Genomic DNA, 25,490 nt, shown 5'->3' with positions numbered 1-25,490 from the left:
GCGTCGGGGTGGGGGTGTGCGCCGACGGGAGCGGGAGCGCGGGCAGGGACTCGGCGCGGCCCGGCCGGTCGCGGCCCTCACCGGGACGGCTGCCGGCCCGGGACGTCTCGTCGACGGTGGTCACCGGGCCCTTGGGGGGCGACGCGGCGGCGTACGGGACGAGGTCGGGGACGACCGCCACGAGCACCGCGAGGAGCGCGGCGACCGCGAGGGCCAGCCGCCTCGACCGGGAAAGAGTCACCGCACAGGCCCCCTCCCGCTACCGGGTCGCCAAGATCGAAACGGATCGCCGCACCGCTGACAAGCGTCACACAATGCGGCACATCCGGCATCTCGGTACACCTCGGTGAGGAGGCGCCCCAAAGGGGCGCGGGGAACTGCGCGACCAGCCACAGGCGGCCCGCAGGCACAAGCCAGGCACGGTCGAGCGCGGTCAGGCACGGTCAGGCACAGGCAGGCACGGTCAGGCAGAAGACTCCCGCACCGGCGCCCCGCGCCACCCGCTACCGCGTGAGCAACACCTTGCCCATGTGCCCGCTCTCCTCGAGCACCTGGTGCGCCGCCCCCGCCTGGGCCATCGGCAGCGTCCGGTCGACGACGGGCCGCACATGGCCCCCGCCGATCAGCGGCCACACGTGCTCCCGCACCGCCGCGACGATCGCCGCCTTCTCGGCGGCCGGGCGCCCCCGCAGCGACGTGGCCGTGACGGCGGCCCGCTTGTTGAGGAGCGTGGCGATGTTCAGCTCGCCCTTGACGCCGCCCTGCATGCCGATGATGGCGAGGCGTCCGTTGACGGCGAGCGTCCGCACGTTCCGGTCCAGGTACTTGGCGCCCATGTTGTCGAGGATGACGTCCGCGCCCGCCCCGTCCGTGGCCCGCTCGACCTCCTCGACGAAGTCCTGCTCGCGGTAGTTGATGAGGACGTCCGCCCCCAGCTCCCGGCAGAACTCCAGCTTCTCCTTGCTGCCCGCCGTGACGGCGACCTTCGCGCCGACGGCCTTCGCGAGCTGGATCGCCATGGTGCCGATGCCGCTCGATCCGCCGTGCGCGAGCAGCGTCTCGCCGGGGCGGAGGTGGGCGATCATGAAGACGTTGGACCAGACCGTCGAGGTCACCTCGGGCAGCGCGGCCGCCGTGACGAGGTCGACGCCCTCGGGCACGGGGAGCAGCTGGCCGACGGGAACGGCGACCCGCTCCGCGTACCCGCCGCCCGCGAGCAGCGCGCACACCTCGTCGCCGACCGCCCAGCCCGAGACGCCGGGGCCGAGCGCGGTGATCCGGCCCGAGCACTCAAGGCCGGGGTACGGGGAGGCGCCGGGCGGCGGGTTGTAGAAGCCCTGGCGCTGCAGCAGATCGGCGCGGTTCACGGCGCTCGCCGCGACCTCGACGAGCACCTCGCCCTCGCCGGGCACGGGATCGGGGACCTCGGCCCACACGAGCGCTTCGGGGCCGCCGGGTTCGGGGATCGTGATCGCATACATGCGGCCGAGGCTACTCGTGCCGGTCCACGGCCGACGGGTGCCGGTACGGGGCGGCGGGTGCCGGTACGGGGCGACGGGTGCCGGTACGAGGCGGCGGGTGCCGGTACGAGGCGGCGGGCCCCGCACCGGCGAAACCTCAGTTCGGCGGCAGCGGCTTCAGGTCCGGGGTGACCGGCGTACGCGGCGTGGCCCGCACGATCGTGATCAGGCGGTCCGTCAACTCCAGCTTCCCGACGGCCGGATCGTCGTAGCCGAGCACCCGGTGCCCGCGTACGACACTCACGACGAGGTCCTCCGTCTCCCGGACGCCCTTGCCCACCTCGGCCTTTATGACCGGCCGTTCGACGAGGTCGAGGCCGCTGCCCTGCTGGATCAGGTCCTCCATGACCATGCCCGCGCTCGGGCTGAGCACGGAGAGACCGAGCAGCCGGCCCGCGGCGCTGGCGCTGGTGATCACGGCGTCGGCGCCGGACTGGCGGAGCAGCGGCGCGTTCTCCTCCTCGCGCACCGCCGCCACGATCTTCGCCCCGCGGTTCAGCTGCCGCGCGGTGAGCGCGACCAGGACGGCCGTGTCGTCGCGCTGTGTCGCGATGATGATCTGGCGGGCCCGCTGGACCTCCGCGCGGAGCAGCACATCGCTGCGCGTCGCGTCGCCGATGACCCCCGCGAAGCCCTCCGCGGTGGCCGCGTCGACGACCTTCGCGCTGGGGTCGACCACCACGATCTGCTCCGGCTTCAGACCGGTGGCGCAGACGGTCTGGATCGCCGAGCGGCCCTTGGTGCCGAAGCCGACGACGACAGTGTGTTCACGCAAGTTGGACCTCCAGCGGGACAGACGCCATTCCTCGCGCGTCCGTTCCGTGAGCACTTCAAGGGTGGTGCCGACCAGGATGATCAGGAAGAGCACGCGCAACGGCGTGATCAACAGGATGTTGGTGAGCCGGGCGCTGTCGCTATACGGGACGATGTCGCCGTATCCGGTGGTGGAGAGCGTCACCGTCGCGTAGTACGCGGCGTCGAGGAAGTCGACCCTCTCGTCCGAGTTGTCGTGATAGCCCTCGCGGTCGAGCCACACGATGCAGGTCGTCAGCGCGAGCACCAGCAGGGCCATCAGCAGCCGGCGCGTGACCTGCCGCAACGGCCGGACCACCTGCCGCTGGGGCAGCTTGATCCGGTGCGTCGTGTGGTGCTCGTCGGGATGGCGGGCGATGGCATCGTGGCCGGGAAGTTTCACGTGAAACACTCTCCACCCTCGGCGGCCAGGGCCCAGGGGAGATCGAGGATCTCCAGCTCCTGGCCCGGCTTCGCGCCGCCCGGCGGCACCACCGCGAGGCCGTCGGCCGCCGCGATGCCACGCAGCATCGCCGGGCCGTTGAAGTGCAGCGGCACCGCGTCGTCGCCGCGCAGCGCGACGGGGACGAGCCGGGTGTCGTACGGATGACCGTGCACGTCGTCCCTTATGGCGGCGGTGTACGCCGGTGCCGCGCGGCGCCCGGAGAGCGTACGCAGCAGGGGCTCGGCCAGCGTCAGCAGCCCGGAGACGGCGGCGAGCGGATTGCCGGGCAGCCCGACGAGGTGCTGTCCGGGCCGGATGCGGGCCAGCAGCATCGGGTGGCCGGGCCGCAGCGCGACACCGTCCACGAGCAGCTCGGCGCCGACGCGGTCCAGGATCGGGTGGACGTGGTCGACCGGCCCCGACGCGGTGCCGCCCGTCGTGACGATCACGTCGGCGGCGGACTCCGTGACCGCCTTGTGGAGGGCCTCGGCGTCGTCGCCGAGCCGCCGGACGCCGGTGACCTCGGCGCCGAGCGCGCGCAGCCAGTGCGGCAGCATCGGGCCGAGCGCGTCCCGGATGAGGCCCTCGCGGGGGAGCCCCTCCGTCAGCAACTCGTCGCCCAGGACGAGGACTTCGACACGGGGCCTGCGGACCGCCGACAGCGTGTCGTACCCGGCCGCCGCGGCCAGCCCCAGCACGGCGGGCGTGACCTGCGCGCCGGGCGGCAGGAGGCGGTCGCCGGAGCGGCACTCCTGGCCGCGCGGGCGGATGTCCTGGCCGGTCACCACCTCGCGCAGGGCGTGCAGCCTGCCCTTGTCGTCGATCTGCCCGTGCTCGCTGCGCAGCACGGCGGTGGCGTCGTGCGGGATGCGGGCGCCCGTCGCGATGCGCACGGCCTCCCCGTCGACGAGCGCGTCCGGCCGCGCGTGGCCGGCGAGGATCCCCTCGGCGCGTACGTCCCAGGGGCCGGGGCCCGCGACGACCCAGCCGTCCATCGCCGAGGTGTCGAAGGACGGCAGGTCGGTGAGGGCGGTGAGCGGTGCGCCGAGGATCAGGCCGAGGGCGCGCTCCAGGGGGACGGGGGCGGGCTCGGCCGCCGGTCCGGGCGCGGCCTGCGCGGCGCGGGCGCGGGCGGCGGGCCAGGCGGTGATGTCGCGGTGCCGGTCCTGGCGCGCTCCGCCGGCCTTGCCGGGCTCCTGACCGGGGCCCGGCGCCGTGGACAGGGGTGCGGCGGCGGGATCGGCGGCGGCATCGGAGGACTGCGGGTCCGACGTCCCCGGGGCCGGTGTCGGCATCCCTGCCGACGGTGCCGCCGGTGCGGACGGTGCGGAAGACGGTGCCGGGCGCGGGCCGCTCGTACGGCCGTCGTGCCCGGCACGGGGTTCGTTCACCAGGGCGAGGGCCTCGTCGAACTCGGCCTCCGGCGCGGGCTGCCCGGTCATCCGGCGTCCGGCCCGGTGCGTGGGGTGGCGTCGGACGCGGCGTCCGGCGTGGTGCCGGGGGTGGCGTCCGGCGTGGTGGCGGAGGGGGCGTCGGCGTCGGCGGTCGTCTTCGGGTCCGGCTGGTCCTCGTCCGCCCAGCGCAGCGCCAGCGCCGCCGCCCTGCGGGACGCCTCGGCCACCGCCGCGGGACCGTCGGCCGCCTCGCCCCGCGCGGCGGCCTGCGCCGCCGCGTAGCCGACGAGGAACGTGGTCAGCGGCGCCGCGGGCCTGGCCACGCCGTGCGCGGCGTCACGGGCGAGGTCGAGGAGGGTGGCCGTATCGACGTCGAGTTCGATGCCCAGCTCGTCCTTGACTGCGGAAATCCATTCATCCAACACGTGCCCATGCTCCCTGATGCGCGCCCGAGCGGCGGCGATGTCGTCCCAGGTGTCGCAGTCGAAGGCCGCGACGGGGTCGGCGACCCGGGCGAGGTCGAGCCGCGCGGTGAGCCGCCGCAGCGGGAGCCCGGCGAGCCCGCCGGGCCGGCCGTCCACGTCCCCGCCCGTTCCGGATCGCCCACCTGCCCGGCCGTCCGCGTCCTCGTTCGCGAGCGCCGCCGTCTCCCGCCTCAGCGAGGCGCTGCGATAGGCGGCGACGAGCGGCTGGTCACGGCCGTCGGGATCGGTGAGGACCGCCCCGTCCGCGCCGCTCTCGCGCACCGCGGCGAGCAGACGGGCCACGGTCTCCGCGCCCAGGAACGGCAGATCTGCGGAGAGGACCACCACCAGCTCCGCGCCCGTGCGCCGGAGCCCGGCGTCGAGCGCGGCGAGCGGGCCGCCGCCCGCGGGCTCCTCGCGGGCCCACACCACGGGCCGCGCGGTCGGCCGCGGATCGGCCACGACGACCGTCGTCCCGGCGCCCGAACAGGCCGCGAGGACGCGGTCGATCAGCGCCCGGCCGCCCACGCGCACCCCGGGTTTGTCGGCGCCGCCGAGCCGTGCGGCGCCGCCCCCGGCGAGCACGACGGCGTCGTACGCGCCGGCGTCGTACGGGCCGGCTTCGTTCGCGGTCATCCCCCGAGTATGGGCGCACGGAGGATCATTGCCACCCCCGCGAAAGGCCCTTCGGGCAGGGGACTTACGTCACGTCGGGCAGCGGAGGCGGTCACCGGCGCCCGAGGGGCCCCGTCCGCCTTCAGCCCCGAGGGCCTCGCCCGCGCCGCCCGCGTAAGTCCCGCCCGCGCCGGCCGCGAGAGTCCCGCCCACGACGGTCGAAAGCGTCCCGCCCGCGCCGCCCGCGAGGCCTTCGCTCACACCGACCGCAGCAGCACCACCGGCTGTTCCACGCAGTCCGCCACGTAGCGCAGGAAGCCGCCCGCCGTGCCGCCGTCGCAGACCCGGTGGTCGAAGGTGAGCGACAGCTGGACCACGTGCCGCACCGCCAACTCCCCCTCGTGGACCCACGGCTTGGGCACGATCCGGCCCACACCGAGCATCGCCGCCTCGGGGTGGTTGATGATCGGCGTGGAGCCGTCGACGCCGAACACGCCGTAGTTGTTGAGCGTGAAGGTCCCTCCCGTGAGCTCCCCGGGGGAGAGCGTCCCGGCCCGCGCCTTCTCCGTGAGCCGGATCAGCTCGCCGTTGATCGACGCGGTCGTCCGCGCCTGGGAGTGCCGCACCACGGGCACGACCAGGCCGCGCTCGGTCTGCGCGGCGAAGCCCAGATGGACGTCGGCGAACCGGCGCACCTCGCGCGCCTCCATGTCCACGCTGGAGTTGAGCATCGGGTAGCGCTCCAGCGCGGCCACGGCGATGCGGGCGAACAGCGCGAGCAGCGACACCTTCTGGCCGTCGTGCCCGGTCGTCGCCGCGTTCATGGCCCTGCGGGCCGCGAGCAGTTCGGTCGCGTCGGCGTCGACCCAGCAGGTGGCCTCCGGTATCTCGCGGCGGCTGCGGGACATCTTGTCCGCGACGAGCCCCCGGATGCCGGTCAGCGCGTGGCGGGACTCCAGGCCCGCGCGCGCGGGCTCCTGCCCGGCCGCCACCTGGTGGCGCTCCTCGGCGCGGCCCAGGCGGATCAGCTCCTCGTCCTCGCGGGCCGCCTCCTTGACCGCGCGCATGCGCTCCTCGGCGCGGCGGGCCTCGTCGTCGGTCGTCGCACCGGCCATAGCGCGGCTCCGGACCGCGACGACGGCCACCTCGACGTCGGCGCGCGTGATCAGCCCGTCAGGACCGGATCCCGCGAGGCCGCGCAGGTCGATGCCGTTCTCCCGCGCCAGCTTGCGTACGAGAGGGGAGATCACCGGCACGGGACCGTCCCCGCGCGCGGGGAGCGTGCCGGGAGCCGCCGAAGGGGCGGCGGGCTCCGGAGCCAGGGCCGGGGCCGGGGGCCGCGGCGCGGCCGGGTGTGCGGGCCGCAGCCGCCTGCGGCGCGCGGGGGCTGCCGCCGTGCCGTATCCGACCAGGACGTTCCCCGAGGACTCCTCCTCGGCCGTCTGCAGCGCCCGCTCGGCGGGCTCCTCCGGGGCCCGCCCGGACCCGGCAGACGTCCCGGCAGACGTCCCGACGTCCGCACCGGTGGACGTCTCCGCCGACGCTCCCACCGCCACCGTCAGCAGCGGCGCTCCCACGGGCAGTTCCGTTCCCTCGTCGCCGAAGCGGGCCGTCACCACGCCTCCGTAGGGACACGGCACCTCGACCATCGCCTTGGCCGTCTCGACCTCGACGACCGGCTGGTCCACGGCGACCACGTCGCCGACCTCGACGAGCCAGCGGACGATCTCGGCCTCCGTCAGCCCCTCCCCGAGGTCGGGCAGCTTGAATTCGAGCACCTGGGCCATCAGCTCTCCGCCTCCCACTGCAGCCGCGCGACCGCGTCCAGGATCCGGTCGACGCCCGGCAGGTGGTGCTTCTCCAGCATCGGCGGCGGATACGGGATGTCGAAGCCCGCGATCCGCAGCACCGGCGCCTCCAGGTGGTGGAAGCACCGCTCGGTGACCCGCGCGGCGATCTCCCCGCCGGGGCCGCCGAAGCCGCCCGACTCGTGCACGACGACGGCGCGCCCGGTCCGCCGTACGGACGCGGCGACCGTCTCGTCGTCGAAGGGCACCAGCGAGCGCAGGTCGACGACTTCGAGGTCCCAGCCCTCCGCGCGCGCGGCCTCGGCGGCCTCCAGGCAGACGGGCACGGACGGGCCGTACGTGATGAGCGTGGCGCTGCGGCCGGAGCGCCGCACCACCGCGCGGCCTATCGGGTCAACGGTCTCGGGCGCGTCCGGGTTCCAGCCGGCCTTGGACCAGTACAGGCGCTTCGGCTCCAGGAAGACGACCGGGTCGTCGGAGGCGATGGACGCGCGCAGCAGGCCGTAGGCGTCGGCGACCGTGGCGGGCGTGACGACGTGCAGGCCCGGCGTCGCCATGTAGTACGCCTCGGAGGAGTCGCTGTGGTGCTCGACGCCGCCGATGCCGCCGCCGTAGGGCACGCGGACGGTGATGGGCATCGGCAGCTTGCCGCGCGTGCGGTTGCGCATCCGCGCCACGTGCGAGACGAGCTGCTCGAAGGCGGGGTAGGCGAACGCGTCGAACTGCATCTCGACGACGGGCCGCAGACCGTACATCGCCATGCCGACGGCCGTCCCGAGGATGCCCGCCTCGGCCAGCGGCGTGTCCGTGCAGCGGCTCTCGCCGAACTCCGCGGCGAGCCCGTCGGTGACCCGGAAGACCCCGCCGAGCGCGCCGACGTCCTCGCCCAGGACGTGCACCGAGGAGTCCTCGGCCATCGCGTCGCGCAGTGCGCGTCCGAGCGCCTGCGCCATGGTGGCCGGTTTGGTGGCGGGCCTCGCCGCGACCGTGGTCATCGTGCTTCCTCCTCGGCCTCCTGCGAGGCCTCCAGCTCCGCCTTCAACTGTGCCGCCTGCTCACGCAGTTGGGAGGTCTGCTCGGCGTACACGTGCGTGAAGAGGTCCATCGGGTCCAGTACGGGGTCCTGGTTCATCCGCTCGCGCAGATCGGCCGCCATGGCCTCCGCGTCGTCGGCGACCTGCCGTTTCGTGTCCTCGTCCAGGAGTCCGCGCTCCGTCAGCTCCCGCTCCATGAGCAGGATCGGGTCGTGGTCGCGCCAGGCCTCGACCTCGGTGTCGTGGCGGTAGCGCGTGGCGTCGTCGGCGTTCGTGTGGGCTTCCATGCGGTACGTGACGGCCTCGACGAGGGTCGGGCCACCGCCCTCCCGCGCGCGGGAGACCGCTTCGACGAGGACCTCGTGCATCGCGGCCGCGTCGTTGCCGTCCACCAGGCGTCCCGGCATCCCGTACCCGACGGCCTTGTGGGCCAGGGAGGGGGCGGCGGTCTGCTTGGCGAGCGGCACGGAGATCGCGAAGCCGTTGTTCTGCACGAGGAAGACGACGGGCGCCTGCCACACGGCCGCGAAGTTCAGCGCCTCGTGGAAGTCGCCCTCGCTGGTGCCGCCGTCGCCGACCATGGCGAGCGCGACCACGTCGTCGCCCTTGAGGCGGGCGGCGTGCGCGAGGCCCACGGCGTGCGGGAGCTGGGTCGCCAGGGGCGTGGACAGCGGCGCGACGCGGTGCTCACGCGGGTCGTAGCCGGTGTGCCAGTCGCCGCGCAGCAGCGTCAGCGCGTCCACGGGGTCGAGGCCGCGGGCGAGCACCGCGAGGGTGTCCCGGTAGCTGGGGAAGAGCCAGTCCTGCTCCCTCAGGGCGAGCGCGGCGGCGATCTCGCACGCCTCCTGCCCCGTGCTGGAGGGGTAGACCGCGAGCCTGCCCTGCTTCGTGAGAGCCGTCGCCTGCGTGTTGTACCGGCGACCGCGGACCAGCTCCGCGTAGAGCCGGCGCAGCAGCTCCGGATCGGCCTTCTCCGCCGCTTCGGTGCCGAGGACGCGGTACGGCTCCGCGTCCGGCAGGAGCGGCGCGGGGTCGGTCCTGGGCTGCCAAGCGGGAGGCGGGGTGGGCCGGTAGGCGCCCCGCTGCTCCATGACCGTCATGACGGCACCTCCTGGGGGAAGCGGTCTCCTCGTGGGAGCGGCAGAAGAGGCACGGCGATGTGATGCGCCTCACCAACCGATTGTTCGGTCGTCGGCACATTTTGGCTACAGGCACCTCCAGGCTGTGGACAAACGGTTCTGCACAGCTTGGTATGGATGCAGTACGTCCATGGTAGGGAGGCGGGGGGACATGGCATCTGAACGAATGGCCGACCGACGCGACTGCGACCGTCCGGACGCTCGTCCGGAGCCCCGCACCGAGCACCGTTCGGACCCCCGCCCCGAACACCGTCCCGAGCCGAGGCCCGAGTTCCGCCCGGAGCACCGCCCCGAACTCCGCTCCGAGTCCCGGCCCGAACCCAGGCCCCTGGACGCCATCGACCGCGACATCCTGCAGATCCTGCACACGGACGGTCGCGCCTCGATACGCTCCGTGGCCGAACGCGTCCATGTGTCACGGGCCAACGCCTACGCGCGCATCAACCGCCTCATCGACGACGGCGTCATCCGGGGGTTCGGGGCGCGGATCAACCACGAGCGCGCGGGCCAGGGCGCGTCCGCGTACATCACGCTCAAGATCGTCCAGAACACCTGGCGCACGGTGCGCGAACATCTGCGCACACTCCCAGGCGCCTCCCACATCGCCCTGGTCAGCGGCGACTTCGACGTACTGCTCCTCGTCCACACGCCGGACAACCGCGCCCTGCGCGAACTGGTCCTCACCCGGCTGCAGTCCATCCCCGAAGTCCTCAGCACGCGTACGTTGCTGGTCTTCGAGGAGGACGACCTGGAGCCGGAGAACTGACGCCCCGGCCCGGCGGACGGCGGGCCGGGGGCCGACACGCCCGCGCGGGCCGGCCCGCGCGTCTCAGCGGGTGGTGCGCAGCCCCGCGAAGGCCAACTGCACGACGGCGTCGGCGATCTGCTGGCCGTTGGCGGCACCGCGGCTCTCCGGCCGGTACCACTCGACGATGGAGTTGATCATCCCGAAGAGCAGCCGGGTGGCCAGGCGCAGCTCGACGTCGGAGCGCAGGTCGCCGTCCGCGACGGCCTCCTTGAGCAGCTGGGCCACCTGCTGGTCGAACTCCCTGCGCCGCTCCATGGCCCACCGCTCGGTGTCCGTGTTGCCGCGCACGCGCAGCAGCAGCGTCACATAGGGCAGTTCGGCGACCAGCACCTCGACGGTGCGGCGCGTGACGTGCTCCAGGCGCTCCACCGCACTGCCCACGCGCGCGTGCTCCTCGGCGAGGATCCCGAAGAGCCCGTCGAGCGCCCGGCTCACCGCGCGGCGCAGCAGCTCCTCCTTGCCCGACACGTGGTGGTAGATCGAGGACTTGGAGATGCCGGCCGCCTTGGAGAGGTGCTCCATGGAGGTGCCGTCGTAGCCACGCTCGTTGAAGACCCGGACGGCGACGCCGAGCAGCGTCTCCGGGGTGTACGTGTCCCGCCGGGCGGTGGTCATGAGTACTCCTCTCGCACGGCCTGGCGCCGCAGGGCCTGGGAGGGCGCGTAGCGCCCGGTGGGGTACTCGTCGTTGAGCATGTCCAGCGCCTCGGCCACGCGGTACGCGGTGAGGCGGCGGCCCCATTCGACGGGGCCGAGCGGGTAGTTGACGCCGAGCCGCATGGCGGTGTCGACGTCCTCGGCGGCCGCCACCTCGCGTCCCACGGCGTCGAGGGCGAAGTCGACGAGCATCCACACCGTACGGGCCACGATCATGCCCGGCGCGTGCCCGATGACGCTGACCTTCTTGCCGAGCACCTGGAAGAGACCGACCGCCTCCGCGAGGCCCCGCTCGTCCACCCTGCCCGACGGCGAGAGGGCGATCCGGGTGGCGGCCCGGTAGTCCAGCGCGAGGTCGAAGTGGACGGTGGGCCCGGCCGCGGCGTCGGCGGCCGCCCCGTCGGCCGGGGCGAGCCGTGTGCCGCCGGGCAGTTCGAGGAAACCGGGAGAGCTCGGCACGCCCTCCGCGCGCGTGACGCGGATGCCCGCCTGCCCGATCAGGTCGAGCAGCGCGTCCGCCGGGAAGAGGTCCCCGTGGACGGCGACGGACTCCGGTGCCTTCGCGGGCTCCGCGGTGTGCGGCTCCGCGCGCGGGGCGTCGTCCCCGTACGCGTACCAGCCCTGCCCGGACTTGCGGCCGAGGCGGCGCGACTCGACCAGGCGCCGCTGGGCGAGCGAGGGCGTGAACTTGGGGTCCTGGAAGAAGGAGTCCCACACGGAGCGCGTGACGGCTTCGTTGACGTCCTGGCCGATGAGGTCGGTGAGCTCGAAGGGGCCCATTCTGAAGCCGCCGCACTCGCGCAGGACGGCGTCGATCGTGGCGGGGTCGGCGACGCGCTCCTCGTACAGGCGCAGCGCCTCGGCGTAGAAGGGCCGCGCGACGCGGTTGACGATGAAGCCGGGGGTGTCCGCGCAGCGCACCGGGGTCTTGCCCCAGGCCTTCGCGGTCTCGTACGCGCGCGTGGCCGTCGCCTCGTCCGTCGCGAAGCCGCTGACGACCTCGACGAGGGGGAGCAGCGGCGCGGGGTTGAAGAAGTGCAGGCCGACGAACCGGCCCGGCACGCGCAGGCCGCCCGCGACGGCGGTCACGGACAGGGAGGAGGTGTTGGTGGCCAGCAGACAGCTCTCGTCGACGATCTCCTCGAGCTCCTGGAACAGGCGCTGCTTGACGTCCAGTTGCTCCAGGACCGCCTCGACGACCAGGCCGCAGCCGGCGAGCTCCGTGAGACTCTCGGCCGCCGTGAGCCGGCCGGCCGCCGCGGCGCGGTCCTCGGGCGTGAGCCTGCCCTTCTCGACGAGCCGGTCCAGTCGGGCGCCGATCGCGTCGGCCGCCGCACGCGCGCGGTCGGGCGCGGCGTCGTAGAGCCGCACGGGGTGGCCCGCGACCAGGGCGACCTGGGCGATGCCCTGTCCCATGGTCCCGGTGCCGACCACGGCAACGGCGCTGGTGAGCTCGAGTGCTGTCATGCTCGCGATCCTCCCGCACGGCCCGGCGGCCGGGGGGTTCGGGGGTGGCCGTGGAGAAGTTGTCCACAGGTTTGACGGACCCCCTTGTCCCGACCGATCGTTCGGTTACTCTAGCTCTGTCTGTACGTCCCTGCCCACCGTCCCTGCCCAGGGCGCCAGCTCGACGAAGAGCTGACCGACGAGGAGTTGGTCCTCCATGGCCGCCGAACTCACCGCTCACGACCTGATCGCCAAGCACCGGCCCACCCTGGACCAGGCGCTGGAGACCATCCGCACGCGCGCGTACTGGTCCCCGCACCCCGAGCACCCCAAGGCGTACGGCGAGGACGGCAGTCTGAGCCTGCCCGAGGGCAAGGCCGCCTTCGACGCCGTCCAGGGCACCCGCTTCGACCTCGGCCAGCCCGGCACGGACGACTGGGTGGGCGGCGAAGTCTCGCCGTTCGGACCCGACTTGGGGATCACGTATCCCCACGCGGACATCGACACCCTGCTGCCGGCCATGCGCGCCGGAATGCGCGCCTGGCGCGACGCGGGCGCCGAGGTGCGCGCGATGGTCTGCCTGGAGATCCTGTCCCGCATCAGCGCCCGCACCCACGAGTTCGCGCACGCGGTCATGCACACCAGCGGCCAGGCCTTCATGATGGCCTTCCAGGCGGGCGGCCCGCACGCCCAGGACCGCGGCCTGGAAGCCGTGGCGTACGCGTACGTGGAGCAGGCCCGCACCCCCGACGCCGCCGAGTGGACCAAGCCCCAGGGCAAGCGCGACCCCCTCGCGATGAACAAGCGGTTCACGCCCGTGGCGCGCGGCGTCTCGCTCCTGATCGGCTGCAACACCTTCCCCACGTGGAACGGCTACCCGGGCCTGTTCGCCTCGCTCGCGACCGGCAACCCGGTCCTGGTCAAGCCCCACCCGCGCGCGGTGCTGCCCCTCGCGCTCACGGTCCGCATCGCCCGCGAGGTCCTCGCCGAGGCGGGCTTCGACCCGAACCTCGTGTGCCTGGCGGCCGAGCGGCCCGGCGAGGGCATCGCCAAGACCCTCGCCGTGCGCCCCGAGATCAAGCTGATCGACTACACGGGATCGACGGCGTTCGGCGACTGGCTGGAGGCCAACGCCCGCCAGGCGCAGGTCTACACGGAGAAGGCCGGCGTCAACACGGTCGTCGTCGAGTCGACGGACAACTACAAGGGAATGCTGGCCAACCTCGCCTTCTCCCTGTCCCTCTACAGCGGCCAGATGTGCACCACCCCGCAGAACCTCCTGATCCCGCGCGACGGCATCCGGACGGACGCGGGCGCGAAGTCGTACGACGAGGTGGTGTCCGACCTCGCGGCCTCCGTGAGCGGCCTGCTCGGCGACGACGCCAGGGCGAACGGCATCCTCGGCGCGCTGGTCAACCCGGACGTGAAGGCCCGCCTGGAGGCGGCCGCCGGACTCGGTGAAGTCGCCCTCGCCTCACGGGAGATCACCAACCCCGACTTCCCGGACGCCGTGGTCCGCACCCCGGTGATCGTCAAGCTGGACGGCGCGAAGCCGGACGCCGAGGCGGCCTACCTCAGCGAGTGCTTCGGCCCGGTCTCCTTCGCCGTCGCCGTCGACTCGGCGGCCGACGCGGTGGAGCTGCTGCGCCGCACGGTGCGCGACAAGGGAGCGATGACCGTCGGGGCGTACACGACCTCGCAGGAGATCTCCGACGCCGTGGAGGAGACCTGCCTGGAGGAGTGCGCCCAGCTGTCCCTGAACCTCACGGGCGGCGTCTATGTGAACCAGACGGCGGCGTTCTCGGACTTCCACGGCTCGGGCGGCAACCCGGCGGCGAACGCCGCGCTGTGCGACGGCGCGTTCGTGGCCAACCGCTTCCGTGTGGTGGAGATCCGCAGGGACGCCTGACCGGACGCGCGGCGGGTTCAGGCCTCCGGCCCCGGAGGCCTGCCCGTCGACCAGTGGAAGAGCGCCATGCCGACGCTCGTCGCCAGGTTGTAGCTGGAGACCTGCGGACGCATCGGCAGCGACACCAGATGGTCGGCGCGCTCCCGCAGCGCCGCCGACAGGCCGCTGCGCTCGGACCCGAAGGCGAGCACCGCGTCGTCCGGGAGCTTCAGCCCCCGGATGTCCTCGCCCTCGGCGTCGAGCGCGAAGACCGGGCCCGGCGGCAGCTCGGCGACGTCCATGCGCTCCACGGCCGTCGCGAAGTGCAGGCCCGCCCCGCCGCGTACGACGGTGGGGTGCCAAGGGTCGAGCGTGCCGGTCGTGACGACCCCGGTCGCCCCGAAGCCGGCGGCGAGCCGGATCACCGCCCCCGCGTTGCCGAGATTGCGCGGGTCGTCGAGCACGACGACCGGCGCGGTCCTCGGCAGGCGCCCCAGCGCCGCCAGGTTGCCCTCGCGCGCGGGGCGTACAGCCAGGGCGGCCACCGCCGTGGGGTGCAGCCGCGACACCAGGACGCGCAGCCGCTCGTCCGGGACCTGCACCACGAGCCCGTCGAGCGCCTCCCGCACATCCGGCGCGAGGTCGTCGGCGAGCGCGAGCACACCGGCCCGGTCGCTGGTCAGCGCCACCGGCACCCGCGCGCCGAAGCGCAGCGCGTGCTTGATCGCGTGGAAGCCGTCGAGCAGCACGGAGGTGTCGGCGAGCCCGCGCCAGACGCGTACGGCGCCCTCGGAATCCGGCTGGTCCGCCCCGTCCGTCCTGTTCATGGAGTGAAGCCTACGCGCGCCTGCTCGGTGGGTTCCGGGCCCGGATTGCCGTCGCCGTTCCGGCCCTCGCGCACGCCCTCGTCCGTCCCCGCGGCGCGCTGACTCGTCCCCGTGGCGCCGTCACCTGCCCCCGCGGCGCGCTGGTCCGGCACCGCGTCCTCGCCCGCCGGACGGTCGAAGCGGTCGGCACGGCGGACGCGGGGGAGCGGCACCCGGGAGAGCGGCAGGCGGGAAACCACGCCTCCACGCGCGCGTGCCGCCCAACCGCCCAGCCGCCGCAGGAACGACGTCGGCAGGAACACCGCGTCGGCCGCGATCATCGCGAGCGAGAAGAACGGCAGCCCCAGGACCACCGCGATCACGGCGTGCTCGACGATCATCGCGGCCAGCAGGACGTTCTTGACCCGGCGGTTGAAGAGGGTGAAGGGGAAGGCCACCTGCACGGCGACCGTCCCGTACGTCACCAGCATCACCATGATGCCGTGGGACGAGAGCAGCTCGGAGAGGGCGGGCCACGGGGAGAAGTAGTCGAGGTTCAGCGGGTAGTAGACGGCCGTGCCGTCCTGCCAGCGACTGCCCTGGATCTTGTACCAACCGGCCGTCGCGTAGATCAGGCAGGCCTCGACCATGACCACCAGGAGGCCCGCGTTGTGGGCCATGTTGGCCACGACGTCGAGGAGCTTGCGCAGCTCGCCGCGCGGTGCGTGCCGCACCGCCAGCCACCACAGGCCGTGCGCCGGCCACAGCCCCCAGAAGAACACCAGCCACTTGGCGTCGAGCTCGCCCATGAACGTCACGGCGGACAGACCGAGCCCGAGCACCCACCACAGGACGGGCCCCACCCGGTCCGGCGCTTCCTCCCCGCGCGCGCGTGCCGCCCGCCTCGCGTCCAGCGACCAGACCTGACCGCACCGGATGAAGACCAGGTAGGTCGACATCAGGTGGATGACGTTGTCGCCGCCGTCGCCGATGAAGATGCTGCGGTTCTGCAGCGACAGCACGCCGATCATGAACAGCACGGACATCGCGCGCGTGTGCCAGCCGATCATCAGCAGCGCGCTGCTCAGCATCGCCAGCGCGTAGACGGCCTCGAACCAGATCCGCCCGTCGGACCACATCAGGGCGGTGAAGGCGTGGTTGCTCGAGATGAGCTGCTGCGCCATGTCCCAGTTCCACGGGCCGTCGGGCCCGTAGAGCTCATGGCGGTGCGGGAACTCGCGCAGCAGGAAGAACAGCCAGGTGGCGGAGAAGCCGATGCGGATCACCGCGGTCTGGTACGGACCGAGGGCGAATCCGGTGACCTTGCTCAGCCCCTGTGCCAGCGGGCGTTCGATCCGGCTCACCGGTCACTCCCCTTCGCGTCCGCGAGCGGCAGGTCGTCGGGCGTCACCGACCACCAGGGGAGCACCCGGTAGACCGGCTTGGCGGAGACCTTCTCCTCGCTCCACTTCGGCGGCCGCACGTTCGTGGTCTTCGAGCGCAGCTGCACCCGCGCGATCTCGTCGCCCTTCTTGCCGGGCGCCTCCCGCTCCAGCCGCATGTACGCGATGCGGCGCACGTACTCCTCGGAGAGCTGGCCCCGCAGTCCGACGGGACGATTCTGCGCGTCGTGCGATCCCACGTAGAAGTCCCAGCCCCGGCGCAGTTCGTTCTGCTGCGTGTGGCTGGGCAGCAGGTTCCCGTCGATGCCGGCGCCGTCCTGCGCGGAGAGGTCGTACCAGTGCGTGGTCCGCACGCCCCCTTCGGCCGTACGGAGCTCCGCGCGGGCCTGCACCGCGACGTTCTGCTGGAGCGGATTGGGCGCGAAGAGCTTCCAGTTCTGCTCGAACTCGGGGTAGATCCATTCGTCGACGAGGTCGCCGTGCTGCTTGGTCAGGGTGTTCGAGGGCGCGACGTGCAGGAAGAGCATCGCCACGTGGATGCAGGCGGCCGCGGCGATGACGGCCAGGGCGCACGCGGCGACGATCTGGGGCCCGAGCTTCAGCCCGGCGATGCCTGCGCGGGGGTCCGGCTCATCCCCGACGCGGGGGTCCGCCCCGACCTCGATGCGAGGCTCCCGCTCGGCCCCGATGCGGGGCTCCGGCTCGGCGGAGAGGGCCGGCTCGGGTCCGCCGGCCGGTCCGCTCCCGGGGCCGTCCTCTGGTCCGGGACTGTCCTCTGGTCCGCTCCCGGGTCCGTCCTCTGGTCCGGGCTCGGCCGGCGGGCCGGGCTCGTCAGGTCCGGCGGGCGTGCCGCCGGAGTCCTTCTCGTACCCGTCCATCGCGCCCCGTTCCCCGTTCCCGCACCGAACCCTGCCGCCGGAACGGTACTCAGGCCCGACCGCCGCGCACAGCGTCCGTGAAGTTATCCACAGGGTTGACACCTTATGGCGGCGCGCCGCACCATTGAATTCCACGAACCGAACGATCGGTCGGTAGGTTCAGGGTCGAGCCCAGGGTCGAGGGGGACCGAGATGGCGACAGCAGCCGCACACCAGGCGGCGGGGACGGAGCCGGACGACGCGGCGTCCATGGCCGCGCGCACCGCGGAGCACCAGGCCGCCTTCGACGCGGCGGTCGCCGCCGACGAGCGCATCGAGCCGCGCGACTGGATGCCGGACGCCTATCGCGCGTCCCTGGTCCGCCAGATCGCCCAGCACGCGCACTCCGAGATCATCGGCATGCAGCCGGAGGCCAACTGGATCACGCGCGCGCCCTCCCTGCGCCGCAAGGCGATCCTCATGGCGAAGGTGCAGGACGAGGCCGGCCACGGCCTGTATCTCTACAGCGCCGCCGAGACCCTCGGCGCCAGCCGCGACGAGCTGCTCGACAAGCTGCACTCCGGCCGCCAGAAGTACTCCTCGATCTTCAACTACCCGACGCTGACCTGGGCCGACGTCGGCGCGATCGGCTGGCTGGTGGACGGCGCCGCGATCACCAACCAGGTCCCCCTGTGCCGCTGTTCCTACGGTCCGTACGCCCGCGCGATGGTCCGCGTCTGCAAGGAGGAGTCCTTCCACCAGCGCCAGGGGTACGAGTCGCTGCTCGCCCTCAGCCGCGGCACCCAGGCCCAGCACGACATGGCCCAGGACGCGGTGAACCGCTGGTGGTGGCCCTCCCTGATGATGTTCGGCCCGCCGGACGACGAGTCCTCGCACTCCGAGCAGTCGATGACGTGGAAGATCAAGCGCCACTCGAACGACGAGCTGCGCCAGCGCTTCGTCGACATCTGCGTCCCCCAGGCCGAGTCCCTCGGCCTGACGCTCCCCGACCCGGACCTGGTGTGGAACGAGGAGCGGGGGCACCACGACTTCGGCCCCATCGACTGGACCGAGTTCTGGGACGTCCTCAAGGGCAACGGCCCCTGCAACGACCAGCGGATCACCCAGCGCCGCCGCGCCCACGAGGACGGCGCCTGGGTCCGCGAGGCCGCGGCCGCGTACGCGACGAAGCACGGCGAGAAGCACGGAGAGGCGACAGCATGAGCAGCTCGACCGAATGGCCGCTGTGGGAGGTGTTCGTCCGCTCCCGTCGCGGGCTCTCCCACACCCACGCGGGCAGCCTGCACGCCCCGGACGCGGAGATGGCCCTGCGCAACGCCCGCGATCTGTACACCCGCAGGAGCGAGGGCGTCTCCATCTGGGTCGTGCCCTCCGCCGAGATCACCGCCTCCTCGCCGGACGAGAAGGACTCCTTCTTCGAGCCCGCGGGCGACAAGCCCTACCGCCACCCGACGTTCTACGACATCCCGGAGGGGGTGAAGCACCTGTGACCGCCTCCACCGCGCCCGACGCCCCGGCCCTGCCCGCCCTGGCCCTCGGCGACGACGCCCTGGTGCTCTCCCACCGCCTGGGCGAGTGGGCGGGACACGCCCCGGTCCTCGAAGAGGAGGTCGCCCTGGCGAACATCGCCCTCGACCTCCTCGGCCAGGCCCGCGTCCTGCTCTCCATGGCGGGCGACGAGGACGAGCTGGCCTACCTCCGCGAGGAGCGCGCCTTCCGCAACCTCCAGCTGGTCGAGCAGCCGAACGGCGACTTCGCCCACACCATCGCCCGCCAGCTCTACTTCTCCACCTACCAGTCCCTGCTGTACGCCGCGTTGGCGGCCGGCGACGGCGCCTTCGCCCCCTTGGCCGCGAAGGCCGTCAAGGAGGTCGCCTACCACCAGGACCACGCCGAGCAGTGGACCCTGCGGCTCGGCGACGGCACGGCCGAGAGCCACGAGCGCATGCAGCGCGGCCTCGACGCGCTGTGGCGGTTCACCGGCGAGATGTTCCAGCCGGTGGCCGGGATCGACGTGGACCAGCAGGAGCTGCGGGCGAGTTGGACCGCCTCGGTCACCTCGGTCGTCGAGCGCGCCACGCTGACCGTCCCCACCGGGCCGCAGACCGGCGCCTGGGCGGCGGGCGCGGGGCGCCAGGGCCTGCACACCGAGTCGTTCGGCCGGATGCTCGCCGAGATGCAGCACCTGCACCGCAGCCACCCGGGGGCGTCATGGTGACGGCCGCGCCCACCGCGCTGGAGGCCGAGCTCCTGGCCCTCGCGGGCTCGGTGCCCGACCCCGAGCTGCCCGTGCTGACCCTGGCCGAGCTCGGCGTGGTGCGCGGCGTGCGCGTCCTCGCCCCCGGCAGGGTCGACGTGGAGCTGACCCCGACGTACACCGGCTGTCCCGCGATAGAGGCGATGAGCGCCGACATCGAGCAGGTCCTGCACGACCGCGGCATGGCCGAGGTCTCGGTGCGCACGGTTCTCTCCCCCGCCTGGTCGACGGACGACATCAGCGCCGAAGGCCGCCGCAAACTGGCCGAGTTCGGCATCGCGCCCCCGCGCTCCCACCCGGCGGAAGGACCCGTCCCGCTGGGCCTGTCGATCCGCTGCCCGCACTGCGGCTCGACCGACACCGAACTGCTCAGCCGCTTCTCGTCCACGGCCTGCAAGGCGCTGCGCCGCTGCGCCTCCTGCCGTGAACCCTTCGACCACTTCAAGGAGTTGTGATGGCCCGCTTCCACCCGCTCCGGGTAGCGGCGGTCGACCGGCTCACCGACGACTCCGTGACGCTGACCTTCGACGTGCCGGCCCCGCTGCGCGAGGAGTTCCGGTTCACCCCCGGCCAGCACCTCGCCGTCCGCCGTTTCGCCGACGGCACCGAGATCCGGCGCACCTACTCGATCTGCTCCCCGGCACCCCGCCCGGACACCCCGGGGGAGCCCGGGACACTGCGGGTCGGTGTGCGCCTCGTCGAGGGCGGCGCCTTCTCCACGTACGCCTTCAAGGAGATCGCCGTCGGCGACGAGCTGGACGTGATGACGCCCGCCGGGCGCTTCACGCTGGACCCGGCCCCCGGCCGCTATGCGGCGGTCGTCGGCGGCAGCGGCATCACCCCGGTGCTCTCCATCGTCACGACCCTCCTGGAGCGCGAACCACAGGCGGACTTCTGCCTCATCCGCAGCGACCGCACCGCCGCATCGACGATGTTCCTGGAGGAGGTGGCCGACCTCAAGGACCGCTGGCCGGACCGCTTCCAGCTGGTGACCGTGCTCTCCCGGGAGGAGCAGCAGGCCGGCCTCGACTCCGGACGGCTCGACGAGGAGCGGCTGACCCGGCTCCTGCCGGCACTGCTGCCGGTGGAGGAGATAGCGGGCTGGTTCCTGTGCGGGCCGTTCGGCCTGGTGCAGGGCGCGGAGCGGACGCTGCGCGCGCTCGGCGTGGACCGCCGCCGGATCCACGAGGAGATCTTCCACGTGGACGACGTCGTCACGACCGCCGCCTCGGCGCCCTCCGGGTCCCCCGCGCCCGCGCACAGCACGGTGACGGTGACCCTGGACGGACGCTCGGGCACCTGGCCCGTGCGGGACGGCGAGACGCTTCTGGAGACGGTGCTGCGCAACCGCGCCGACGCGCCCTACGCCTGCAAGGGCGGGGTGTGCGGCACGTGCCGGGCCTTCCGGGTCTCGGGCGAGGTGCGGATGGACCGGAACTTCGCGCTGGAGCCGGAGGAGACGGAGGCCGGCTATGTGCTGGCGTGCCAGTCCCATCCGGCCACGGACACCGTGGAGTTGGACTTCGACCGCTGACCCTTCGCCTCCCCTGGGCCGCGCCTCGCTGTTCCCTTCCCATAGAACCTGTTCTATCTTGACGGACCGTCAGATGCGAAGAGGCAGAAGTGGCGACGGATTCGTCGGTCGGCCGGTGCGCGGGAGGACAGGCAGTGGACTTCACCTTCACCGAGGAACAGCAGGCCGTGGTCGAGGCGGCGAAGGCGCTCTTCGCGGGCGTCGCGCCGGACGGCGTGCCGAGCCCCGCCCTCACCCCCGGAGCCGTCGCCGAGGACTTCGACCGCGCCCTGTGGTCCCGGCTCGCCGACTCCGACCTGCTGGGCGTGCTCGTCGACTCCGAGCACGGCGGCGTGGGCCTCGACGCCATCGCCCTGTGCCTGGTGCTGCGCGAGTCGGCGAAGGTGCTCGCGCGGGTGCCGCTCCTCGAGAACAGCGCCGCCTCCTGGGCCGTAGAGGCCCACGGCGGCGAGGAGCTGAGGCGGCGGATCCTGCCCCGGGCCGCGCGCGGCGAGCTGGTCCTCACCGTCGCGGCGAACGGCCGCACCGGCCACGACCCGGCCGAACTGGCCGTCACCGCACAGCGCGACGGCGACAGCTGGGTCCTGGACGGCCTCCAGTCGGCCGTCCCCTGGGCGCACAACGCCGACCTCGTCGTCGTCCCCGCCCACACCCCCGAAGGCCACGCGGTCCTCGCGCTCGTGCCGCGCGGCCACGAGGGCCTCACCATCGCCGAGCAGTTCTCCACCAGCGGCGAACGACTCGGCGAGCTGCGTCTGTCGGCCGTCCGCATCGCCGCGTCCGACGTCATCGAGGCCGACGGCGCCTGGGACCGGCTGCGCGACCTGCTCGCCACCGGCACCTGCGCGCTCGCCCTCGGCCTCGGCGAGCGCGTCCTCGCCATGACCGGCGAATACACCAGCAAGCGCGAGCAGTTCGGCTTCCCGGTCGCCACGTTCCAGGCCGTGGCGGTGCAGGCCGCCGACCGCTACATCGATCTGCGCGCCATGGAGGTCACCCTCTGGCAGGCCGCCTGGCGCATCAGCACCGCCGCGGACGGCGCCCTGCCCACGGCGGGAGACGTGGCCGTCGCCAAGATCTGGGCGTCCGACGGCGTACGCAGGGTGGTGCAGACCGCCCAGCACCTGCACGGCGGCTTCGGCGCGGACACCGACTACCCCCTGCACCGCTACCACGCCTGGGCCAAGCAGCTGGAGCTCTCCCTCGGCCCCGCCGCGGCGCACGAGGAGACGCTCGGCGACCTGCTGGCCGCCCACGCCCTCGGCTGAGTGCCGGCCCCCGGGACCTACGGGGCCGGCCCCGGCGCGTCCCTGAGTGCGTCCCTGAGTGCGTCCCTCAGCGAGCCCCTGAGAAGTCCCTAGAGGACGGCGCCCGGCTGCCCCTGGTCGTCCACGACGGGGCGCCCGGCGGCGGCCCAGGCCTCCATGCCGCCGGCGACGTTCACCGCGTCGATGCCCTGCTGGCCGAGGTACATGGTGACCTGGGCGGAACGGCCGCCGGACCGGCAGATCACATTGACCCTGCCGTCCTGCGGCGCCGCCTCGGTCAACTCGCCGAACCGCGCCACGAACTCACTCATCGGGATGTGCAGGGCGTCCGCGGCGTGACCCGCCCGCCACTCGTCGTCCTCCCGGACATCCAGCAGAAAGTCGCCGCTCGCGAGATCGTCGACGCCGACCGTGGGCACGTGAGAACCAAAAACCATGCCCCCGACGCTACCGGACGGGCTACGCGGTCAACCGCTCCAGCTCCGCCTCACGCTCGGCGACCTGCGCGAGCAGCTGCTCGGCGATCTCGTCGAGCAGCGCGTCCGGGTCGTCCGGCGCCAGGCGCAGCATCCCGCCGATCGCACTCTCCTCCAGCTCCTTGGCGAGTACCGAGAGCAGTTCCTTGCGCTGGGCGAGCCATTCGAGCCTGGCGTACAGCTCCTCGCTGCGCGTCAGCCGCTGCTCCGCGGGCACCGGCCCCGCCGCCCACTCCTCGGACAGCTCCCGCAGCAGCGCCTCGTCACCACGGGCGTACGCGGCGTTCACGCGCGTGATGAACTCCTCGCGCCGCTGCCGCTCGCTCTCCTCCTGCGCCAGGTCCGGATGCGCCTCGCGGACCAGCTCGCGGTAGAGCTTGCGGGCCTCCTCGCCGGGGCGCACCCGCTGCGGCGGCCGCACCGACTGATCGGTCAGCATCGCGGCGGCCTCGGGGTAGAGGCCCTCCCCGTCCATCCAGCCGTGGAACAGCTCCTCGACGCCCGGCATCGGCATGACCCGTGCCCGCGCCTCCTCGGCCTTGCGCCGGTCCTCGGGGTCGCCCGTACGGGCCGCGGTGGCCTCGGCGATCTGCGCGTCCAGCTCGTCGAGCCTGGCGTACATCGGGCCGAGCTTCTGGTGGTGCAGCCGGGAGAAGTTCTCCACCTCGACGCGGAACGTCTCCAGCGCGATCTCGTACTCGATCAGCGCCTGCTCGGCGGCGCGCACGGCCCGCTCCAGCCGCTCCTCGGGCCGCTCGCCCGCCCCGGCCCCCTGACCGCAAGACCCGGAAGACCCGGTGCTCTCCGTGCTCTCAGGGGTCTCGGGCTGCGTCGGCTCGGCTTCCGGGGTCGTCACCCGCCCAGCCTAGGCCACCACCCGGGGCCGCCAGTGAAGAGCGCCCGGTCACACCCCCGCCTCGGCCGCCACCCGCCCCTCCTTCACCGCACGCACCAGCAGCGCGTGATCCGCCTCCGTACGGTCCGCGTACGCCGTCGCGAACCGTGCCATCGCCTCGTCCAGCTCGTCGTTCTTCCCGCAGTACCCGGCGATCAGGCGCGGGTCGGCGCTGTGCGCGTGGGCGCGGGCCAGCAGCGCCCCGGTCATGCGCCCGTAGTCGTCCAACTGGTCGGCGGCCAGCGCCGCCGGGTCCACGCTGCCCTTGCGGTTCCTGAACTGCCGCACCTGGAAGGGCAGTCCGTCGACCGTCGTCCACCCGAGCAGGAAGTCGCTCACGACCTGCATCCGCTTCTGCCCGAGCACCACCCGGTGCCCCTCGTGCGCCGTGCCCGGCACCGTGAACCCGGCCGCCGGCAGATGCGGCAGCAGCACGGAGGGCCGCGCCTCCTTCACCTGGAGCACCAGCGGCTCGCCCCGGTGGTCGAGCAGCAGCACCACGTACGACCGCAGTCCCACGCTGCCCGTGCCGACGACGCGGAACGCCACGTCCTGGACCGCGTACCGCGCGAGCAGCGGCAGCCGGTCCTCGGACAGCGTGCCCAGGTAGTCCCCGAGCGCGGCGGCCACCGAGGCCGCCTCCGCGTCCGACACCCGCCGCAGCACGGGCGGCGCGTCCACGAAGCGCCGCCCCTCGGCGCCGTCACGCCCCTCGACGCGCTCCGTCGCCTTCGCCGCGAACCTGGCGCTCGTGTTGTGCCGCGCCTTCTCGGAGACCCGCTCCAGGGTGCCCAGGAGGTCGCGCGCGTCCGTGTACGAGACCAGCTCCTCGTCCGCGATGGCGTTCCACGCGTCGAGCGCCGGGAGCTTCGCCAGCAGCCGCATCGTGCGCCGGTAGGCCCCGACGGCGTCCATCGCCGCCTCCGCGCAGACCGCCTCGCTCGCGCCCGCCTCGCGCCCCGCGAGCACCAGGGACGCCGCGAGGCGCTTGAGGTCCCACTCCCAGGGGCCGTGCACCGTCTCGTCGAAGTCGTTCAGATCGATGACGAGACCCCCGCGCGCGTCCGCGTAGAGCCCGAAGTTCGCCGCGTGCGCGTCCCCGCAGATCTGCGCACCGATGCCGGTCACCGGGGTGCGCGCGAGGTCGTACCCCATCAGGCCCGCGGAGCCCCGCAGGAACGCGAAGGGGGAGGCGGCCATCCTGCCGACCCGTATCGGCGTGAGCTCGGCGATCCGGCCGTGGTTGACCGCCTCGACCGCGGCCACGGGGTCGGGCCGGGCGTCGTCCACCGAGAACTCCGCGTGCGCGACCCGGGGCACCCGCCCCCGCAGCGCCTTGCCCTCGCCCTTGGGAGAGCCCTGCGCGGGCCACTCGGAGAACCCCGGCACCCGCGGAAGCCGCCCGTCGACCGGCCCGCGCCCGCCCGGCTGCTTCCCCGGCCTCTTCGCCGGCCGTTGCTGACGCCCCCGCTGCCCGGGAACCGCCCCACCAAGCTCCGCCATGCCCCTCGCCCCCGCCGACCGTCCGACCGAACCCGGACCCGACGCCGGATCCGGCCTCGAAGGTACCGCCGCTCGCCGAAGCCCGTCAGAGCCTGTGGACAACCTCGGTGACATACATCACTGCGAGGGGGATCCGCGGAAGACACGGCGGGAGACCCGGGCAGGACTCGGCCGCCAGGCACAAAAAGAAGCGGCCCCCTTCCGGACTTTCATCCGGAGGAGGACCGCTTCCTCGTGGTGCGCGAGGGGGGAGTTGAACCCCCACGCCCTTGCGGGCACTGGAACCTGAATCCAGCGCGTCTGCCTATTCCGCCACCCGCGCATTGGGTGTTGTCTTCGGGCTTCCCACCGTGTGGTGCGAGCGCCTGCCGACATCCAGAAGATTAGCACGCTGCGGCGGGTGGATTCACATCCCTATTGCCGGGCACCTGCTCAGGAGCCCGGCCCCGCCCCACCGCCAC

The 25,490-nt window shown here is 73.3% G+C and carries 23 protein-coding genes, 1 tRNA gene and 1 pseudogene; 8 read left to right on the top strand and 17 right to left on the bottom strand.

Going from position 1 to position 25,490, the window contains the following annotated elements:
* The 8 genes and pseudogenes from AOK22_RS21425 to pdhA form a co-directional block, all read right to left on the bottom strand.
* Nucleotides 1-241: pseudogene (locus tag AOK22_RS21425) on the bottom strand (hypothetical protein); the annotation flags it as partial.
* 262 nt (nt 242-503) lie between these two features.
* Complete coding sequence (locus AOK22_RS21420) at nt 504-1,481, bottom strand: NAD(P)H-quinone oxidoreductase (RefSeq protein WP_055700321.1); 978 nt, start codon at nt 1,479-1,481, stop codon at nt 504-506.
* A gap of 136 nt (nt 1,482-1,617) precedes the next feature.
* Nucleotides 1,618-2,724 (bottom strand): potassium channel family protein, encoded by a 1,107-nt coding sequence (locus tag AOK22_RS21415; protein ID WP_193433192.1) that lies wholly within the window; start codon nt 2,722-2,724, stop codon nt 1,618-1,620.
* Entirely contained in the window at nt 2,712-4,199 is a 1,488-nt protein-coding gene (locus AOK22_RS21410) for a molybdopterin molybdotransferase MoeA (protein ID WP_055700319.1), read from the bottom strand. Before AOK22_RS21410 ends, AOK22_RS21415 begins: the two co-directional genes overlap by 13 nt.
* The gene (locus AOK22_RS21405; protein WP_055700318.1) at nt 4,196-5,251 is read right to left on the bottom strand and encodes an NTP transferase domain-containing protein; all 1,056 of its coding nucleotides are present in this window, start codon (nt 5,249-5,251) and stop codon (nt 4,196-4,198) included. The genes AOK22_RS21410 and AOK22_RS21405 overlap by 4 nt, the downstream gene beginning before the upstream one ends.
* Nucleotides 5,252-5,487: 236 nt before the next feature.
* Nucleotides 5,488-7,017, bottom strand: coding sequence for a dihydrolipoamide acetyltransferase family protein (locus AOK22_RS21400; protein WP_055700317.1), 1,530 nt, complete (start codon nt 7,015-7,017; stop codon nt 5,488-5,490).
* Nucleotides 7,017-8,033 (bottom strand): alpha-ketoacid dehydrogenase subunit beta, encoded by a 1,017-nt coding sequence (locus AOK22_RS21395; protein WP_055700316.1) that lies wholly within the window; start codon nt 8,031-8,033, stop codon nt 7,017-7,019. The genes AOK22_RS21400 and AOK22_RS21395 overlap by 1 nt, the downstream gene beginning before the upstream one ends.
* Complete coding sequence (gene pdhA, locus AOK22_RS21390; RefSeq protein ID WP_055700315.1) at nt 8,030-9,172, bottom strand: pyruvate dehydrogenase (acetyl-transferring) E1 component subunit alpha; 1,143 nt, start codon at nt 9,170-9,172, stop codon at nt 8,030-8,032. The genes AOK22_RS21395 and pdhA overlap by 4 nt, the downstream gene beginning before the upstream one ends.
* Before the next feature lie 367 nt (nt 9,173-9,539).
* Here pdhA and AOK22_RS21385 point away from each other — a divergent pair, with 367 nt between their 5' ends.
* Complete coding sequence (locus tag AOK22_RS21385) at nt 9,540-9,977, top strand: Lrp/AsnC family transcriptional regulator (protein ID WP_055700323.1); 438 nt, start codon at nt 9,540-9,542, stop codon at nt 9,975-9,977.
* A gap of 63 nt (nt 9,978-10,040) precedes the next feature.
* Here AOK22_RS21385 and AOK22_RS21380 read toward each other — a convergent pair whose 3' ends face one another.
* Nucleotides 10,041-10,634, bottom strand: a complete 594-nt coding sequence (locus AOK22_RS21380) for a TetR/AcrR family transcriptional regulator (protein ID WP_055700314.1) — start codon at nt 10,632-10,634, stop codon at nt 10,041-10,043.
* Entirely contained in the window at nt 10,631-12,142 is a 1,512-nt protein-coding gene (locus AOK22_RS21375; RefSeq protein ID WP_055700313.1) for a 3-hydroxyacyl-CoA dehydrogenase, read from the bottom strand. Before AOK22_RS21375 ends, AOK22_RS21380 begins: the two co-directional genes overlap by 4 nt.
* A gap of 196 nt (nt 12,143-12,338) precedes the next feature.
* Between AOK22_RS21375 and paaN the strand changes: the two genes are divergently transcribed.
* The gene (paaN, locus tag AOK22_RS21370; RefSeq protein ID WP_055700312.1) at nt 12,339-14,030 is read left to right on the top strand and encodes a phenylacetic acid degradation protein PaaN; all 1,692 of its coding nucleotides are present in this window, start codon (nt 12,339-12,341) and stop codon (nt 14,028-14,030) included.
* Between the two features lie 17 nt (nt 14,031-14,047).
* Here the strand turns inward: paaN and AOK22_RS21365 are convergent, their stop codons facing one another.
* Genes AOK22_RS21365 through AOK22_RS21355 form a run of 3 tightly spaced genes read right to left on the bottom strand, consistent with a single transcriptional unit; the run spans nt 14,048 to nt 17,096 of the window.
* Nucleotides 14,048-14,836 (bottom strand): TrmH family RNA methyltransferase, encoded by a 789-nt coding sequence (locus AOK22_RS21365; protein WP_055700311.1) that lies wholly within the window; start codon nt 14,834-14,836, stop codon nt 14,048-14,050.
* Entirely contained in the window at nt 14,833-16,179 is a 1,347-nt protein-coding gene (locus AOK22_RS21360; RefSeq protein WP_055700310.1) for an HTTM domain-containing protein, read from the bottom strand. Before AOK22_RS21360 ends, AOK22_RS21365 begins: the two co-directional genes overlap by 4 nt.
* Complete coding sequence (locus AOK22_RS21355; protein WP_055700309.1) at nt 16,176-17,096, bottom strand: DUF5819 family protein; 921 nt, start codon at nt 17,094-17,096, stop codon at nt 16,176-16,178. Before AOK22_RS21355 ends, AOK22_RS21360 begins: the two co-directional genes overlap by 4 nt.
* Nucleotides 17,097-17,288: 192 nt before the next feature.
* On the opposite strand from AOK22_RS21355, the gene paaA reads away from it, so the two are divergent.
* From paaA to AOK22_RS21325, 6 genes are all read left to right on the top strand, one after another.
* Entirely contained in the window at nt 17,289-18,299 is a 1,011-nt protein-coding gene (gene paaA, locus AOK22_RS21350) for a 1,2-phenylacetyl-CoA epoxidase subunit PaaA (RefSeq protein WP_055700308.1), read from the top strand.
* Nucleotides 18,296-18,586 (top strand): 1,2-phenylacetyl-CoA epoxidase subunit PaaB, encoded by a 291-nt coding sequence (gene paaB / locus AOK22_RS21345; protein WP_055700307.1) that lies wholly within the window; start codon nt 18,296-18,298, stop codon nt 18,584-18,586. The genes paaA and paaB overlap by 4 nt, the downstream gene beginning before the upstream one ends.
* Complete coding sequence (gene paaC, locus AOK22_RS21340) at nt 18,583-19,314, top strand: 1,2-phenylacetyl-CoA epoxidase subunit PaaC (RefSeq protein ID WP_244164915.1); 732 nt, start codon at nt 18,583-18,585, stop codon at nt 19,312-19,314. The genes paaB and paaC overlap by 4 nt, the downstream gene beginning before the upstream one ends.
* On the top strand, nt 19,308-19,808 hold the full coding sequence (gene paaD, locus AOK22_RS21335) for a 1,2-phenylacetyl-CoA epoxidase subunit PaaD (protein ID WP_055700306.1): 501 nt from the start codon (nt 19,308-19,310) through the stop codon (nt 19,806-19,808). The genes paaC and paaD overlap by 7 nt, the downstream gene beginning before the upstream one ends.
* Nucleotides 19,808-20,887: a 2Fe-2S iron-sulfur cluster-binding protein gene (locus tag AOK22_RS21330; RefSeq protein WP_055700305.1), complete on the top strand. Its 1,080-nt coding sequence runs from the start codon at nt 19,808-19,810 to the stop codon at nt 20,885-20,887. Before paaD ends, AOK22_RS21330 begins: the two co-directional genes overlap by 1 nt.
* Before the next feature lie 134 nt (nt 20,888-21,021).
* Nucleotides 21,022-22,155 carry an acyl-CoA dehydrogenase family protein gene (locus AOK22_RS21325; RefSeq protein WP_055700304.1) on the top strand — a complete coding sequence of 378 codons (1,134 nt, stop codon included), beginning with the start codon at nt 21,022-21,024 and terminating at the stop codon, nt 22,153-22,155.
* Between the two features lie 89 nt (nt 22,156-22,244).
* Here the strand turns inward: AOK22_RS21325 and AOK22_RS21320 are convergent, their stop codons facing one another.
* The 4 genes from AOK22_RS21320 to AOK22_RS21305 form a co-directional block, all read right to left on the bottom strand.
* Nucleotides 22,245-22,574 carry a rhodanese-like domain-containing protein gene (locus AOK22_RS21320; protein WP_055700303.1) on the bottom strand — a complete coding sequence of 110 codons (330 nt, stop codon included), beginning with the start codon at nt 22,572-22,574 and terminating at the stop codon, nt 22,245-22,247.
* 40 nt (nt 22,575-22,614) lie between these two features.
* Nucleotides 22,615-23,487, bottom strand: coding sequence for a hypothetical protein (locus AOK22_RS21315; protein WP_055700302.1), 873 nt, complete (start codon nt 23,485-23,487; stop codon nt 22,615-22,617).
* Between the two features lie 48 nt (nt 23,488-23,535).
* Nucleotides 23,536-25,029: a DUF2252 domain-containing protein gene (locus tag AOK22_RS21310; protein WP_079036725.1), complete on the bottom strand. Its 1,494-nt coding sequence runs from the start codon at nt 25,027-25,029 to the stop codon at nt 23,536-23,538.
* Between the two features lie 235 nt (nt 25,030-25,264).
* Nucleotides 25,265-25,351 (bottom strand) — tRNA-Leu (locus tag AOK22_RS21305).
* Nucleotides 25,352-25,490 lie beyond the last annotated feature (139 nt).

It is taken from the genome of Streptomyces silaceus (genome assembly GCF_001419745.1).
GTDB lineage: Bacteria > Actinomycetota > Actinomycetes > Streptomycetales > Streptomycetaceae > Streptomyces > Streptomyces silaceus.
Note: the sequence above shows the minus strand (reverse complement) of the source record. Positions and strands in the feature narration are given on the sequence as shown.

What these genes read in the sequence shown, in the direction of transcription:
- AOK22_RS21420 (WP_055700321.1), bottom strand. Translation starts at nt 1,481, where the DNA reads ATGTATGCGATCACGATCCCCGAACCCGGCGGCCCCGAAGCGCTCGTG.
- AOK22_RS21410 (WP_055700319.1), bottom strand. Translation starts at nt 4,199, where the DNA reads ATGACCGGGCAGCCCGCGCCGGAGGCCGAGTTCGACGAGGCCCTCGCC.
- AOK22_RS21405 (WP_055700318.1), bottom strand. Translation starts at nt 5,251, where the DNA reads ATGACCGCGAACGAAGCCGGCCCGTACGACGCCGGCGCGTACGACGCC.
- AOK22_RS21400 (WP_055700317.1), bottom strand. Translation starts at nt 7,017, where the DNA reads ATGGCCCAGGTGCTCGAATTCAAGCTGCCCGACCTCGGGGAGGGGCTG.
- AOK22_RS21395 (WP_055700316.1), bottom strand. Translation starts at nt 8,033, where the DNA reads ATGACCACGGTCGCGGCGAGGCCCGCCACCAAACCGGCCACCATGGCG.
- pdhA (WP_055700315.1), bottom strand. Translation starts at nt 9,172, where the DNA reads ATGACGGTCATGGAGCAGCGGGGCGCCTACCGGCCCACCCCGCCTCCC.
- AOK22_RS21380 (WP_055700314.1), bottom strand. Translation starts at nt 10,634, where the DNA reads ATGACCACCGCCCGGCGGGACACGTACACCCCGGAGACGCTGCTCGGC.
- AOK22_RS21375 (WP_055700313.1), bottom strand. Translation starts at nt 12,142, where the DNA reads ATGACAGCACTCGAGCTCACCAGCGCCGTTGCCGTGGTCGGCACCGGG.
- paaN (WP_055700312.1), top strand. Translation starts at nt 12,339, where the DNA reads ATGGCCGCCGAACTCACCGCTCACGACCTGATCGCCAAGCACCGGCCC.
- AOK22_RS21365 (WP_055700311.1), bottom strand. Translation starts at nt 14,836, where the DNA reads ATGAACAGGACGGACGGGGCGGACCAGCCGGATTCCGAGGGCGCCGTA.
- AOK22_RS21355 (WP_055700309.1), bottom strand. Translation starts at nt 17,096, where the DNA reads ATGGACGGGTACGAGAAGGACTCCGGCGGCACGCCCGCCGGACCTGAC.
- paaA (WP_055700308.1), top strand. Translation starts at nt 17,289, where the DNA reads ATGGCGACAGCAGCCGCACACCAGGCGGCGGGGACGGAGCCGGACGAC.
- paaB (WP_055700307.1), top strand. Translation starts at nt 18,296, where the DNA reads ATGAGCAGCTCGACCGAATGGCCGCTGTGGGAGGTGTTCGTCCGCTCC.
- paaD (WP_055700306.1), top strand. Translation starts at nt 19,308, where the DNA reads ATGGTGACGGCCGCGCCCACCGCGCTGGAGGCCGAGCTCCTGGCCCTC.
- AOK22_RS21330 (WP_055700305.1), top strand. Translation starts at nt 19,808, where the DNA reads ATGGCCCGCTTCCACCCGCTCCGGGTAGCGGCGGTCGACCGGCTCACC.
- AOK22_RS21310 (WP_079036725.1), bottom strand. Translation starts at nt 25,029, where the DNA reads ATGGCGGAGCTTGGTGGGGCGGTTCCCGGGCAGCGGGGGCGTCAGCAA.